13 protein-coding genes and 1 tRNA gene are annotated in these 14,335 nt (G+C 68.4%); 4 read left to right on the plus strand and 10 right to left on the minus strand.

Translation table 11 applies throughout. The features are described from left to right. Positions 1-264: 264 nt before the first annotated feature. Positions 265-349: transfer RNA gene (locus BUE42_RS21550), tRNA-Leu, on the minus strand. A gap of 90 nt (positions 350-439) precedes the next feature. On the opposite strand from BUE42_RS21550, the gene BUE42_RS21555 reads away from it, so the two are divergent. Then, positions 440-1,033, plus strand: coding sequence for a rhomboid family intramembrane serine protease (locus tag BUE42_RS21555; RefSeq protein WP_073467356.1), 594 nt, complete (start codon positions 440-442; stop codon positions 1,031-1,033). Between the two features lie 87 nt (positions 1,034-1,120). Then, positions 1,121-2,188: a S1C family serine protease gene (locus tag BUE42_RS21560; RefSeq protein WP_083614379.1), complete on the plus strand. Its 1,068-nt coding sequence runs from the start codon at positions 1,121-1,123 to the stop codon at positions 2,186-2,188. Between the two features lie 11 nt (positions 2,189-2,199). Here BUE42_RS21560 and BUE42_RS21565 read toward each other — a convergent pair whose 3' ends face one another. Continuing rightward, complete coding sequence (locus BUE42_RS21565) at positions 2,200-3,102, minus strand: SDR family oxidoreductase (protein ID WP_073467357.1); 903 nt, start codon at positions 3,100-3,102, stop codon at positions 2,200-2,202. A 42-nt stretch (positions 3,103-3,144) separates the two neighbouring features. Here BUE42_RS21565 and BUE42_RS21570 point away from each other — a divergent pair, with 42 nt between their 5' ends. Both BUE42_RS21570 and BUE42_RS21575 read left to right on the plus strand, forming a co-directional pair. Then, positions 3,145-4,194: a CDP-6-deoxy-delta-3,4-glucoseen reductase gene (locus tag BUE42_RS21570; protein ID WP_073467358.1), complete on the plus strand. Its 1,050-nt coding sequence runs from the start codon at positions 3,145-3,147 to the stop codon at positions 4,192-4,194. A 9-nt stretch (positions 4,195-4,203) separates the two neighbouring features. Further along, on the plus strand, positions 4,204-5,187 hold the full coding sequence (locus BUE42_RS21575) for a Bug family tripartite tricarboxylate transporter substrate binding protein (RefSeq protein WP_073467359.1): 984 nt from the start codon (positions 4,204-4,206) through the stop codon (positions 5,185-5,187). Between the two features lie 17 nt (positions 5,188-5,204). Here BUE42_RS21575 and BUE42_RS21580 read toward each other — a convergent pair whose 3' ends face one another. From BUE42_RS21580 to BUE42_RS21615, 8 genes are all read right to left on the minus strand, one after another. Then, on the minus strand, positions 5,205-6,071 hold the full coding sequence (locus BUE42_RS21580; RefSeq protein ID WP_073467360.1) for a CsgG/HfaB family protein: 867 nt from the start codon (positions 6,069-6,071) through the stop codon (positions 5,205-5,207). 121 nt (positions 6,072-6,192) lie between these two features. Next, positions 6,193-6,906, minus strand: a complete 714-nt coding sequence (locus BUE42_RS21585; protein ID WP_073467361.1) for an ABC transporter ATP-binding protein — start codon at positions 6,904-6,906, stop codon at positions 6,193-6,195. 13 nt (positions 6,907-6,919) lie between these two features. Further along, a complete protein-coding gene (locus BUE42_RS21590; protein WP_073467362.1) occupies positions 6,920-7,696 on the minus strand; it encodes an ABC transporter ATP-binding protein in 777 nt (258 codons plus the stop codon). Positions 7,697-7,712: 16 nt separating this feature from the next. Next, on the minus strand, positions 7,713-8,804 hold the full coding sequence (locus tag BUE42_RS21595; RefSeq protein ID WP_073467363.1) for a branched-chain amino acid ABC transporter permease: 1,092 nt from the start codon (positions 8,802-8,804) through the stop codon (positions 7,713-7,715). Between the two features lie 18 nt (positions 8,805-8,822). Further along, positions 8,823-9,746: a branched-chain amino acid ABC transporter permease gene (locus tag BUE42_RS21600; protein WP_073467364.1), complete on the minus strand. Its 924-nt coding sequence runs from the start codon at positions 9,744-9,746 to the stop codon at positions 8,823-8,825. 229 nt (positions 9,747-9,975) lie between these two features. Next, positions 9,976-11,295: a replication-associated recombination protein A gene (locus BUE42_RS21605; RefSeq protein WP_073467365.1), complete on the minus strand. Its 1,320-nt coding sequence runs from the start codon at positions 11,293-11,295 to the stop codon at positions 9,976-9,978. A 9-nt stretch (positions 11,296-11,304) separates the two neighbouring features. Further along, entirely contained in the window at positions 11,305-11,919 is a 615-nt protein-coding gene (gene lolA / locus BUE42_RS21610; protein WP_073467366.1) for an outer membrane lipoprotein periplasmic chaperone LolA, read from the minus strand. 13 nt (positions 11,920-11,932) lie between these two features. Continuing rightward, on the minus strand, positions 11,933-14,323 hold the full coding sequence (locus BUE42_RS21615) for a DNA translocase FtsK (RefSeq protein ID WP_073467367.1): 2,391 nt from the start codon (positions 14,321-14,323) through the stop codon (positions 11,933-11,935). Positions 14,324-14,335 lie beyond the last annotated feature (12 nt).

Genomic DNA, 14,335 nt, shown 5'->3' on the forward strand with positions numbered 1-14,335 from the left:
AGTTCGGCCTCGACTTCAGCAGCCCATTGCACGACCTCGCTCTTCGTGTCGCGGGTCGCGGATCGCCGCTCGCCGTTGCGCTCGACCTGCGCGCGCCAGCCGTTCGCTACCTTCGTGATGTACGCCATGGCGCGGGATTGTCCGCGGGAACGGCGCGGGGCGGAATGTGACTTTTGGGGATTGCGCGCGGGATTTTGCGGGCTTACATTAGCTACTGTGTGAGGCGGATTACCAGTGAAGGATGCGCATCAGGAGCTTTGGTTCTGGTGCCTCGGGTCGGAATCGAACCGACACTCCTTGCGGAACGGGATTTTGAGTCCCGCGCGTCTACCAATTTCGCCACCGAGGCCGGTGCAGGGGGTGAGAGTTTGCCACAGCCTTTCAGGGAAAGGCCCAAACCGGGTACGCTTGGCGCCCCTTCCCTTGTCGCGGAATCTGCATGCCGTCGTTGCCACCCGTCACCCAGGCCCTGCTGCTGATCAACGTGGGCATGTTCTGCCTGCAGTACGTGCTCGGCTTCGTCGTCGACCGCTTCCTGGCCCTGTGGCCGATCGGCGCCGGCTTCCTGCCCTGGCAGATCGTGACCTACGGCTTCCTGCACGGCGGCTTCAACCACCTGCTGTTCAACATGCTCGGCCTGTGGATGTTCGGCGCCGAACTCGAACGCCTGTGGGGCGCGAAGCGCTTCCTGCAGTTCTACATGGCCAGCGTCGTCGCGGCAGCCGGCTTCCAGCTCATCGTCTGCGCACTGATGGGCGCCAACTTCCCGACCGTCGGCGCCTCCGGCGGCCTGTTCGGGCTGCTGCTCGGCTTCGCGATGATGTTCCCCAACCGCACCATCGTGCCGCTGATCCCGCCGATCCCGATGAAGGCCAAGACCTTCGTCGCGATCTACGGCGGCCTCGAACTGCTGTTCGGCGTCACCGGCACGATGGCCGGCGTGGCGCACTTCGCGCACCTCGGCGGCATCTTCGGTGGCTGGTTGATGATCCGCTATTGGCGCGGCCAGCCACCGTTCGGCCGCCGACGCTGATTTCACGCCGCGAAAAGCCCCGCCTCACCCAGGGGCGGGCCGAAGCGCTCATGCTCACCGGACGAGTTTCTCGTCCCGGAGGGCCCCATGAGCGATCGGCTTCATGTGATGCGCAGCACGGCGCGCAGGTGGGCAGCCGGCTGGCTGCTCGGGGCATGGGCGGCCTGCAGTGCCGCGCTCGCGGTGGCGGCGCCCTCCGATGACGACGCCACGCTGAACGAACAGGGCGAACTGCTCGCCCGCGCCGCGGCCGCGGTGGTCGGCGTGCAGGTGCAGGTGCTCGGCCACGCGACGTCGGCCGACACCCTCGGCAAGCTGCGCCTCGGCTCGGGCGTCGTGATCGGCGCCGACGGCCTGGTGCTCACCATCGGCTACCTGATCCTCGAGGCCGACCAGGTCGACCTGCAGCTGGATTCGTCGCGCGTCGTGCCGGCGCGGGTCGTCGCCTACGACCAGGCCACCGGCTTCGGCTTGCTGCAACCGCTCACGCCGCTGCGCCTGCCGCCCGCGCCGCTCGGCGACACCAGCCAGCTCGCGTCCGACGAACCGGTGATGATCGTGAGCGGCAGCACGCCGATCGGCCAGGGCGAACTGAGCATCGCGCGGGTCGTGTCGCGGCGCGCGTTCTCCGGCTACTGGGAATACCACATCGACGGCGCGCTGTTCACCTCGCCGCCGCGCGCCGACCACAGCGGCGCGGCGCTGTTCAACGCGAATGGCGAGCTGCTGGGCATCGGCTCGCTGATCGTCGCCGACGCCGCCGGCGAGGATGCGCCGCGCCTGCCCGGCAACATGTTCGTGCCGGTCGACCTGCTGAAGCCGATCTTGAAGGAGATGCGCGAGAGCGGCAGCACCGCGCTGAGCCACCGGCCGTGGTTGGGCCTGAACTGCGTCGAGTCCGACGGCAAGGTGCGGGTCGTCAAGGTGAACCGCGGCAGCCCGGCCGAGGCCGCCGGGTTGCAGGCCGGCGACTTGATCCTGCGCATCGACGGTGTCGCGGTCGGCGGGCTGGAGCGCTTCTACAAGACGCTGTGGCGCGGCAACACGCCGGAGCGCGAGGTCACGCTCGAGGTGCGGCGCGGCGACGAAACGCAGACGTTGAAGGCGCGGGCTACCGACCGCATGAAAACGCTGACGCAGTCGCTCGGGGTCTGACAGCGATCAGATCAAGCGAGCAGGCCGTCGCGCACCGTCGGGTAGCGCAGCTTCAACCGCAGTTCTTCACGCAGCCGCCGGTTGCCGAGCCTTCGCGACTCCGACAAGAACGACATCTGCATCGCCGGCAACTGCTGCCGCGCTTCGTCGCGCGTGATGCGCGGTGGCCGCGGCAAGCCGCACAGGTCGGCCGCGAGGTCGAAGTAGTCGCCCATCTTCAGCTCGGTGTCGTCGCTCGCGTGCACGATGCGCTGCGGCAACCCGCGATGCAGCGCCGCGACGCAGGCGCGCGCCAAGTCGTCGGCATGGATGTGGTTGGTGTACACGTCGTCTTCCGCCCGCAGCACCGGCGTGCCGCGCGCGAGGCGCTCGCGCGGGTGCCCGCCGGGTCGATCGCCCGCGTAGATGCCGGGGATGCGCAGGATCGTCACCGCCACGCCGAAGCGCCGCCCATGCCAGCGCAGCCGCGTCTCGGCATCGACGCGCCGCCGGGCGCGATCGCTGGCCGGCGCGGTGGCGCGGGTCTCATCGAAGCGCGCGCCGCCGGCATCGCCGTACACGCCACTGGTGCTGCCGTAGACGATGCGCCGCACGCGCGTCGAGCGGGCCAGCGCCTGCAGCAGCGCCGCGGTGCGCGGATCGTCGGCGCCCTCGCCCGGCGGCGGCGCCAGGTGCAACACCGCGTCGGCCAGCCCGGCCAGTCGGCCGAGCGTTACCGCATCGTCCAGGTTGCCCACCAGCGGGCACACGCCGAGCGCGCGCAGCGCCGGCACGCGCGCCTGCGACGACGTGAGGGCCAGCACACGCCAGCGCCCCTGCAGCAGGCGGACGACGCGCTGGCCGACATCGCCGCAGCCGACGACCAACACGGTGGGGTGCTTGAAGCGCGTCGGCAGGTCGGGACGGAAGGGCATTGGATCGCGGGCAGAATCGAGGGCTGGTTTCGAGGTTACCCCATGACTTTCACCGCGACCGTGCAGCCCAGCGGCACGAGTTTCCAGGTCGACCGCGACGAGCCGATCCTCGCGGCCGCGATCCGCCAGGGCATCGGCCTGCCCTACGGTTGCAAGGACGGCGCCTGCGGCTCCTGCAAGTGCAAGCTGCTCGAAGGCCGCGTGATCCACGGCGCCCACCAGGCCAAGGCGCTGAGCGACGCCGAAGAAGAAGCCGGCTTCGTGCTGACCTGCTGCGCCGCGCCGCAGACCGACGTGGTGCTCGAGGCCCGCACCGTCGCCGGCGCCGGCGAGTTCCCGGTGCGCAAGATGCCGTGCCGCGTCAACCGCATCGAACGGCCCGCCGCCGACGTGGCGCTGCTGCACCTGCAGCTGCCGGCGAACGACCGCCTGCGCTACCACGCCGGCCAGTACATCGAGTTCGTGCTGCGCGACGGCAGCCGCCGCAGCTACAGCATGGCCAACGCGCCGCACACGCAGGAGCAGCACCCTGGCATCGAGCTGCACATCCGCCACATGCCCGGCGGCAAGTTCACCGACCACGTGTTCGGTGCGATGAAGGAGAAAGAGATCCTGCGCCTCGAAGGCCCGTTCGGCAGCTTCTTCCTGCGCGAGGATTCTGCCAAGCCGATGGTGCTGCTGGCCAGCGGCACCGGCTTCGCGCCGATCAAGGCGATCGTCGAGCACCTGCGCCACACGGCCAAGATCCAGGACGCCGCCCGCCCCGCCGTCGTCTACTGGGGCTGCCGCAGCTGCGCCGACCTGTACCTGCACGACTGGATGCTGCAGGCCGCCGATGAGTTGCCGTGGCTGCGCTACGTGCCGGTGCTGTCCGAGCCGAAGCCCGACGACGGCTGGAGCGGCCGCACCGGCTTCGTCCACCAGGTGCTGATGGCCGACCTGCCCGACCTGTCGGGCCACCAGGTGTATGCCTGTGGCGCGCCGGTGATGGTGGAATCGGCCCAGCGCGACCTGGTCGCCTACTGCGGCCTGCCCGCCGAAGAGTTCTACGCCGATTCATTCACGTCGGAAGCCGACAAGCACCCTGCCTGAGACCCCTCGATGCAACGCAGACACCTCCTCTCCCTGGTCGGCGCCGCCGCCCTGCCCACCTTTTCTTCCGTGGCTTCGGCCCAGAACAGCAAGCCGATCCGGCTGGTCGTGCCCTATTCGCCCGGCGGTCCGCTCGACGTGATCGCACGCGCGCTGGCCGACAAGGTCAAGGACAGCCTCGGCGTCGTGATCGTCGACAACAAGGCCGGTGCCGGCGGCAACATCGGCGCCGATGCAGTCGCCAAGTCGGCACCCGACGGCCTGACGATCGTGATGGGCGCGGTCGCGACGCATGCCATCAACCCGTGGCTGTACGCGCGCATCCCGTACGACCCGATCCGCGATTTCACGCCGATCACCGGCGTGGCCCAGGTGCCGAACGTGCTGGTGATGAACCCGGAGACCGCGACGAAACTCGGCATCCGCAGCGTGGCCGACCTGGTCGCGTACGCGAAGAAGAACCCCGGCAAGCTGAACTACGGTTCCGGCGGCAACGGCAGCGCAGGCCACTTGGCCGGCGAGATGTTCAAGGCGCAGGCCGGCGTGTTCATGGTCCACATCCCGTATTCGGGCGGCAACCCGGCGCAGCTCGCGCTGCTGTCGGGCCAGGTCGACCTGAACTTCGACAACCTGGCGACCGCGTCGGCCAACATCAAGGCCGGCAAGCTGCGCGCGCTGGCCGTCACGACCTCGGCGCGTTCGAGCGCGATGCCCGATGTGCCGACGATCGCCGAAGCCGGCGGCGGGCTGGCGCGCTTCGACGTCAACACCTGGTTCGGCCTGTTCGGCCCGGCCGGCTTGCCGGCCGACCTGACGCGCAAGTTGAACAAGGCGTTCACCGACGCGCTCGCATCGCCCGACATCAAGGCACGCTTCGCGACGCTGATGGCCGAGCCGATCCCGAGCACGCCGGAGCAGTTCGGCGCGTTCGTCAAGCGCGAACGCGCGAAGTACGAGCAGGTGGTGAAGGCTTCAGGCGCGAAGGTCGACTGAAGCCATCACGTCTCGATTTACTTCTTTTTGGCTGGCGCCTGCGGCTGCGATGCCGGCGTCGTACCGCCATCGACCCCCAGGCGACCGCCGGTGCCCAGGCCGCCCTTGACGGTCTGCGCCTTGTAGTTGCGCAGCGACTTCACCATCTGGTTGAACGAGTCGGCGAACGCGGTCACGACCACCTTGCCCTGGGGCGTGTTCGCATAGCCGCCACCACCGCCGACCAGCCCGCCGGTGAAGGCGGCGCCGAACATGCCGAAGTCGAAGTTCTTCGCGGTGCCTTCAGCAGCCGAGATCTGCACGCCCGAGCGGTTGTCGATCAACAGCAGCGTCGTCGAGGCCTCGTTGCGGCTCACGTTGCCGGCCACCGCGCCCAGCAGGCCAAGCCCGCCACCGCCGAGGAAGCCGCCGCCACCACCGGTCTTGCCCGAGAACTGGATCGCCGGGCTCATCGTGTAGTCGGCCGCGACCATCTGGCCCTTGCCGAAGTTGCTGTTGGCGCGCACCTCGCCGCTTTGTTCGAGCGAGCGCTCCTTCATCATGTTGTTCATCGCACCGCCGCGTTCGACGATCACGAAGCAGTTGCTCTGCTGCACCATCAGGCGCAGCACCGGGATGGTCGAGCCGAGCTGGTGCTGGCGCAGCTGGTAGTACCAGGGCGCGGTGGTGTCTTCCTGCACGGCCAGCGTGCCCAGCGATTCGCTGCACTTCTCGAGCTGGCTGTTGTTGTTCTCGGCGGTGCTGCCGCCGGCGGCGCCCGACACGGTGCCCTTGTTGTCGCCCATCGTCGGCATGGTGGAGCCGCAGGCGCTGAGCAGCGCGGCAGTGGCGACGGCGACAAGGGACAGACCGGTCAGGCCGGACGGGCGCAGGGTGGCTTGCATCGAAAGACTCCTAGGGGTTGGCGCGGCCCTGGTCCCGGGCCGTTTTGTGCGGGCCAGTATAGGAACGCACCCCCGCGAGCGGTACCACCCAAGCGGGTGGAAACGCCCCCGGATTGCCCCCTCACTCGCCGAGATAGGCGGCGCGCACTTTCGGGTCGTCCAGCAGCGCCTTGGCGTCGCCGTCCATCGTGACCTCGCCCGACTCCATCACGTAGCCGCGGTTGGCCAGCTGCAACGCGCGGCTCGCGTTCTGCTCGACCAGCAGCACCGTGGTGCCGCGGCCATGGATGTCGGCCACCACCTCGAAGATCTTGTCGACCATGATCGGCGACAGGCCCATCGACGGCTCGTCGAGCAGCAGCACCTTGGGTCGGGCCATCAGCGCGCGGCCCATCGCCAGCATCTGCTGCTCGCCGCCCGACATCGTGCCGGCCAGCTGGTTGCGGCGCTCCTTCAGGCGCGGGAAGATCGCGAACACCTTCTCGATGTCGGCGTCGATCTCCTTGTCGTTGCGCACGAAGGCGCCCATCTGCAGGTTCTCGGTGATCGACATCCGCGTGAAGGTGCCGCGGCCCTCGGGCACCATCACCAGGCCCTGCTTGACCAGGTCCCACGGACCCTGCCCCTTGATCGGCTTGCCGAGGAATTCGATGTCGCCGGCGGCCACCGGCTGCAGGCCGGTCACCGCCTTCAGCGTGGTGGTCTTGCCCGCGCCGTTGGCACCGATCAGGCTGACCAGCTCGCCCTCATGCACTTCGAACGACACGCCCTTCACGGCCTGGATGCCGCCGTAGGCGACCCTCAGTCCGCTGACTTTCAACAACGTTGCTGCCATGGTTCGGGCGTCCTCAGTGAGTCTTGTGTCCGGCACCGAGGTAAGCCTCGATCACCTTTTCGTTGCGTTGCACGTCGGCCGGCGTGCCTTCGGCGATCTGCTTGCCGTAGTCGAGCACGGTGACGCGATCGCACAGGCCCATCACCAGCTTCACGTCGTGCTCGATCAGCAGGATCGTGCGGCCGTCATTGCGGATGCGGTCGATCAGCTCGCGCAGCACGACCTTCTCGGTCGCGTTCATGCCGGCGGCCGGCTCGTCGAGCGCGATCAGCTTCGGGTCGGTGGCGAGCGCGCGAGCGATCTCCAGCCGGCGCTGGTCGCCGTAGCTCAGCGTGCGGGCCTTGAACTCGGCGTACTTGCCGATGCCGACGTAGTCGAGCAGCTCCTGCGCGCGCTTCGCGATCGCGGCCTCTTCGGCCTTGAAGCCGCTGGTGCGGAACACCGCGCCGATCAGGCCCGAGCTGGTGCGCACGTGGCGGCCGACCATCACGTTCTCGAGCGCCGTCATCTCGGCGAACAGCCGGATGTTCTGGAAGGTGCGCGCGATGCCGGCCTTCGCCACCTCGTGCACCGCGGTCGGCTGGTAGGGCTTGCCGCCCAGCTCGAAGCTGCCGGAATCGGGCGTGTACAGCCCGGTCAGCACGTTGAAGAAGGTCGTCTTGCCGGCGCCGTTCGGGCCGATCAGGCCATACACCTGGCCGGCCTCGATCGTGATGCCGACATCGGAGAGGGCTTGCAGGCCGCCGAAGCGCTTGGAGACGCCACTGACCTTGAGAACAGTTTCTGCCATGCGGGGCTCCTTGTTGTTATTTGGTCGGAACGGGAGCCGCCTTGCCGTGCTCCGGCGAAGGCCACAGGCCCCGCGGGCGCGACAACATGATGGCGATCATCGCCAGCGCGATCAGCAGCTGGCGCAGGATGGCGGCGTCGAGCCGGCCGTCGGTCATGTTCTGCAGTGGGCCGGCCACGTAGCGCAGCACCTCGGGCAGTGCCGACAGCAGCAGCGCGCCGAGGATCACGCCCGGGATGTGGCCGATGCCGCCCAGCACCACCATCGCGACGATCATCACCGACTCCTGCAGGCTGAACGATTCCGGCGAGATGAAGCCCTGGAAGGTCGAGAACAGCACGCCCGACACGCCGCCGAAGGTGGCGCCCATGCCGAACGCCAGCAGCTTCAGGTTGCGGGTGTTGATGCCCATCGCCTTGGCCGCGATCTCGTCTTCGCGGATCGCCATCCACGCGCGGCCGATGCGCGAGCGCTCGAGCCGGTAGCAGATCAGCACGCTGAGGATCACCAGCGCCAGGAAGAAGAAGTAGTAGCTGGTGACCGGCGGCAGGTCGATGATGCCGAACAGGCTGTGGCGCTTGCCGAGGTCGTAGCCGAGGAAGTTGAACGAATCGATCTGCGCGAGGCCCTTCGGGCCGTTGGTGATGTTGACCGGCGCGTCCAGGTTGTTCATGAACACGCGGATGATTTCACCGAAGCCTAGCGTGACGATCGCCAGGTAGTCGCCGCGCAGCTTCAGCGTCGGTGCGCCCAGCACCACGCCGAAGATGCCGGCCACCAACGCCCCGATCGGGATCGCGAGCCACCACGGCGTGTGCAGCCCGCCCGGGAACATCTCGGCGATGCGCGGGAAGGTGTCCGCCAGTTGAGGCGACGCGAGCAGCCCGAACAGGTAGGCGCCGACCGCGTAGAACGCGACGTAGCCCAGGTCGAGCAGGCCGGCGTAGCCGACCACGATGTTGAGCCCGAGCGCGAGCAGCACGTACAGCAGCGCGATGTCGAGGATGCGCACCCAGGCGTTGCCGAAGTACTGCGCGATGAAGGGCACGATCGCCAGCACGATGGCGAAGGCGACGTAGGTCCCGATCTTGTTGTCTCTGAGGTTCATGGTGGGTTCCTTCCGTGCTCAGGCTCGATCCGCGACACGCTCGCCGAGCAGGCCCTTCGGGCGCAGCGTCAGCACGAGGATCAGCACGATGAAGGCGAAGATGTCCTGGTAGTGGCTGCCCAGCACGTCGCCGGTCAGGTCGCCGATGTAGCCGGCGCCGAGCGACTCGATCACGCCGAGCGCCACGCCGCCGACCATCGCGCCGGCCAGGTTGCCGATGCCGCCGAACACCGCCGCGGTGAAGGCCTTCAGCCCCGGCAGGAAGCCCATCGAGTGCTGCACCGAGCCGTAGTTGGCGGCGTACATCACGCCGGCCAGCGCCGCGAGCGCCGCGCCGATGATGAAGGTGGCCGAGATCACCGTGTCGGGCTTGACGCCCATCAGGCTCGCGACGCGCGGGTTCTCGGCGGTGGCACGCATCGCGCGGCCCAGCTTGGTGCGGTTCACCAGGTACATCAGCCCGGCCAGCGTGATCGCGGTGACGACCAGGATCAGGATCTGCACGGTGTTGATCACCGCGCCGCCGATGAAGAAGGGCTCGCTCGGCAGCAGGATCGGGTACGACTTGTAGTTCGGCTTCCAGATGATCATCGCGAGCGTCTGCAGCAGCAGCGACATGCCCATCGCGGTGATCAGCGGCGCCAGCCGCGGCGCGGTGCGCAGCGGCCGGTAGGCGATCTTCTCGATCGTGTAGTTGAGTGCCGAGCACACCACGATCGCGGCGATCAGCGAGATCAGCATCAGCAGCCAGCCCGGCATGCCGGTGCCGGCGAGCGCCGTGACGACCGTCCAACTGGTGAGCGCGCCCACCATCAGCACCTCACCGTGCGCGAAATTGATCAGGTTGATGATGCCGTAGACCATCGTGTAGCCCAGTGCGACCAGCGCATACACGCTGCCCAGCACCAGACCGTTGATGATCTGCTGGATGAAGGTATCCATGTGAAAAGTCTCCTGCGGAAATCCAAGGCGGCAGCCTTGTCGATTCAAAGAACAGCTGCCGCGCGAAGCCAGCCACACTTCCTGTAGCAAAAAGCCCGCCGTGTCTATCTGGCGGGCTGCGCTGCGCCCAAATGGCGCGGTGGCGGCGGATTCTAGAGGGCGCTCACCGCGAAAACAGGCCTCGGTTACCCGGGCGGAACAGAACAAGTCTCGGCGTTTACCCGGATCCTCAGCGTTTCCTGCTGGACTCTTCATTCAGCCGGCGCAGTTCCTGCAGGCGCTCTCCGATACGCAGTTCCAATCCGCGGGGCACGGGCTGGTAGAAGTGCGGCGTTTCCATATCGTCGGGCCAGTAGCGCTCGCCGGCCGCGAAACCGCCCTCCTCGTCGTGGGCGTAGCGGTACTCGCGGCCGTAGTCGAGGTCATTCATGAGCTTTGTCGGTGCGTTGCGCAGGTGCAGCGGCACCGGGCGGGTGCCGTCCTGCTGGATGAAGCTGCGCACCGCCTTGTAGGCGGCGTAGACGGCGTTCGACTTCGGGGCCATCGCGAGGAACACCACCGCCTGCGCGAGCGCCAGCTCGCCCTCGGGCGAGCCCAGGCGCTCGTAGGTCTCGGCCGCGTCGAGCGTCATGCGCAGCGCGCGCGGGTCGGCCAGGCCGATGTCTTCACTCGCCATGCGCACCAGGCGGCGTGCCGCGTAGCGCGGGTCGACGCCGCCATCGAGCATGCGCACGAACCAGTACAGCGCCGCATCGGGATCGCTGCCGCGCACGGATTTGTGCAGCGCCGAGATCGTGTCGTAGAACTGCTCGCCGCCCTTGTCGTAGCGGCGCAGCTGCTCGCCGAGCGATTTCTCGAGCTGGGCCTCGTCGATCTCGGCCAGCCCGCCGGCCATGCGCACCAGGTTCTCGTAGGCGTTCAGCAGGCGCCGCGCATCGCCGTCGGCATAGCCGATCAGGCGCTTGGCCGCGGCATCGCTCATCGGTGGCGCTGCCAGCAGCGCCTGGGCGCGCTCGAGCAGCGTCGCCATGTCGGTGTCGTCCAGGCTCTTCAGCACGTGCACCGTCGCGCGCGACAGCAGCGCCGAGTTGACCTCGAACGACGGGTTCTCGGTGGTCGCGCCGATGAAGGTGAACAGGCCCGACTCGACGTGCGGCAGGAAAGCATCCTGCTGCGCCTTGTTGAAGCGGTGCACCTCGTCGACGAACACCACCGTGCGGCGGCCGCTGGTGCGGGCCGCGTTGGCGCGCTCGACGGCCTCGCGGATGTCCTTCACGCCGCCGAGCACCGCCGAGATCGCGATGAACTGCGCGTCGAACGCATCCGACATCAGCCGCGCCAGCGTCGTCTTGCCGACGCCAGGCGGGCCCCACAGGATCATCGAATGCAGCCGGCCCGATTCGAACGCGACGCGCAGCGGCTTGCCCTCGCCCAGCAGCTGCTGCTGGCCGATCACCTCGTTCAGCGTGCGCGGGCGCAGGCGTTCGGCGAGCGGCGCCTGGCGGTCGATCTCGGCTTCATCGAAGAAGGGGAGTTGCTGATCGGCCATCGCGAATGATCACTGCTCGATCAGGTCCGCGCCCTTCGGCACCGTGAAGACGAAGCTGTCCGCGGGGATGGCCGCGTTCGCCGCGAAGCCGTTGAACTGCAGCAGCGAACGCTGGCCGAAGCCGTCGGTGATCTCGATCGCGGCCAGGTCCTTGGCCTTGAAGCCGACGCGAACCGCCTGGAACGCGCTGTCCTTGGCCTTCGGCGTCGCCTGCACCCACGACAGGCCGTCCTTGTCGGGCAGCGGCGCGAGCTCGAAATCCTTCTCGAGCGAGCCACCCGCCAGCAGCGCGGCCGGCGTCGCACCGAGCGCCTGCGTCAGCTTGCGCGAGCTCGCCTGGTTCAGGTCGGCGTCGTAGATCCAGACCTTCTGCCCATCAGCGACGATCAGCTGGTTGACCGGCTTCGCATAGGCGAAGCGGAAGCGGTTCGGCCGCACGAACTCGAAGCTGCCGCTGGAGTTCTTCTTCTTGACGCCGTCGGGCGCGGTGACGGTCTGCGTGAACGCGGCCTTGCCGCTCTTCACGTCGCGCACGAACTCGCGCAGCGTGTCGACCGCGTCGGCGTGGGCCGCGGCGGCCGCGGTGGCGAGCAGCAGCGCCATCAGTGAACGAAGAGTCTTCATGCGGTGGGGGCGGTCATTCATCGCGATTCGGCACGACGATGTCGCGGTTGCCGTTGGTGGACATGGCAGTTACGAGCCCGGATTTCTCCATTTGTTCCAGCAGCCGGGCCGCGCGGTTGTAGCCGATGCGCAGGTGGCGCTGCACCAGCGAGATCGAGGCGCGCCGGTGCTGCAGCACGATGCCGACCGCCTGGTCGTACATCGGGTCGGCCTCGCCGCCGCCCTCGCCCGCCGCACCCGGTGCGGCATCGCCGCCTTCGGTGTCGAGCGTGCCGCCCTCGAGGATGCCCTCGATGTAGTTCGGCGCGCCCTGCTCCTTCAGGTACTTGACGACGCGATGCACCTCTTCGTCGCTGACGTAGGCGCCGTGCACGCGGATCGGCAGGCCGGTGCCCGACGGCATGTACAGCATGTCGCCCATGCCCAGCAGCGCCTCGGCGCCCATCTGGTCGAGGATGGTGCGGCTGTCGATCTTGCTGCTGACCTGGAACGACAGGCGCGTCGGGATGTTGGCCTTGATCAGGCCGGTGATCACGTCGACGCTCGGCCGCTGCGTGGCGAGGATCAGGTGGATGCCGGCCGCGCGCGCCTTCTGCGCGAGGCGGGCGATCAGCTCCTCGATCTTCTTGCCGACCACCATCATCAGGTCGGCCAGCTCGTCGATCACGACCACGACGAACGGCAGGCGCTCGAGCGGCTCGGGCTGCTCGGGCGTCAGGCTGAACGGGTTGCCGAGCGACTCGCCGCGCTCGGCGGCATCGGCGATCTTCTTGTTGTAGCCGCTCAGGTTGCGCACGCCCAGCTTGCTCATCAGCTTGTAGCGCCGCTCCATCTCGCCGACGCACCAGTTCAGCGCGTTGGCCGCATGCTTCATGTCGGTGACGACCGGTGCCAGCAGGTGCGGAATACCTTCGTAGACGCTCATCTCGAGCATCTTCGGGTCGATCAGGATCAGCCGCACGTCGCGGGCCTCGGCCTTGTAGAGCAGGCTGAGGATCATCGCGTTGATGCCGACCGACTTGCCCGAGCCGGTGGTGCCGGCCACCAGGCAGTGCGGCATCTTCGCGAGATCGGCCACCACCGGGCCGCCGACGATGTCCTTGCCCAGGCCCATCGTCAACTGCGACGACGCATCGTTGTAGACCTGCGAGCCGAGGATCTCCGACAGCCGGATCGTCTGCCGCTTCGCGTTCGGCAGCTCCAGCGCCATGTAGTTCTTGCCGGGGATCGTCTCGACCACGCGGATGCTGACCAGGCTCAGCGAGCGCGCCAGGTCCTTCGCGAGGTTGACGACCTGCGAGCCCTTCACGCCGGTGGCCGGCTCGATCTCGTAGCGGGTGATCACCGGGCCCGGCGAGGCGGCCACCACGCGCACCTCGACGCCGAAGTCCTTCAGCTTCTTCTCGATCAGCCGCGAGGTCATCTCCAGCGTCTCGGGCGTCACCGTTTCCATGCGGCCGGGCGCGGCGTCGAGCAGGTCGACCTGCGGCAGCCTGGTGTCGGTCAGTTCGGTGAAGAGCGGCTTCTGACGCTCCTTGACGACCCGCTCCGACTTGGGCACCTCGACCACCGGCGTCTCGATGACGATCGGCGCGTGGTCTTCGGCCAGCTGGTGCTCGACCTCGACGACGTGCTCGCGCTCGCGCAGCGCCTGCTCACCGAGGCGGTGGTCCTCGGCGCGTTCGATGCGCTCGACGCGGCGCTCGCGCAGCGAATCGACCCAGGTGCCGATGCGCTCGGCCAGGCGCACCCAGGAGAAACCAAATGCAAGTGCGCTGCCGGCCACCAGCATCGCGATCCACAGCACGCCGGAGCCGGCGAAGCCGAGCAGTTTCATGCTGGCCGGGCCGAGCAGGTAGCCGATCACGCCGCCGGCATGGCCGCCCGCGACGAAGCTTTCCCATTGGTAGAGCCGCGTCCATTCGAGCGCCGTGCTCGCCACCATCAGCAGCAGCACGCCGACCCAGAAGGCCCACAGCGGGCGGCGCTTGTCGCGCGGAAGGGCAGGCTCTTCGCCATGGCGCAGCAGCCGGGCCAGCGCCGAGAGCCAAGCCCGCGCGGCGATGGCCAGCAGCCACCAGGTCGAGTAGCCGAACACGACGAACGCGATGTCGGAGAACCAGGCGCCCAGCGTGCCGGCCTTGTTCAGCGCGGCGGCCGTGCTGCCGGAGGTGGAGAACGCGCTGTCGGCGGCCTGGTGCGTGGCGAGCGCCAGCACGGCCAGCAGCCACAGCACGCCGCCGATCAGCACCGCGAGCTGGGTGCGCAGGCCGGCGCGGTCGACGTCGGGGTCACCGCCGCCCGCCGCGGAGCGGGTGTAGGTGCCGCCGGCGTTGGCCGGGGCGGCATGGGTCGGTGCGGCAGCGCCGCCTTCGGCACGAAGCGATCCGAGCGGAAAAGTCATCCGGCGATTGTG

The sequence above is a fragment of the Rhizobacter sp. OV335 genome, assembly GCF_900142965.1.
Classification (GTDB): domain Bacteria; phylum Pseudomonadota; class Gammaproteobacteria; order Burkholderiales; family Burkholderiaceae_C; genus Rhizobacter.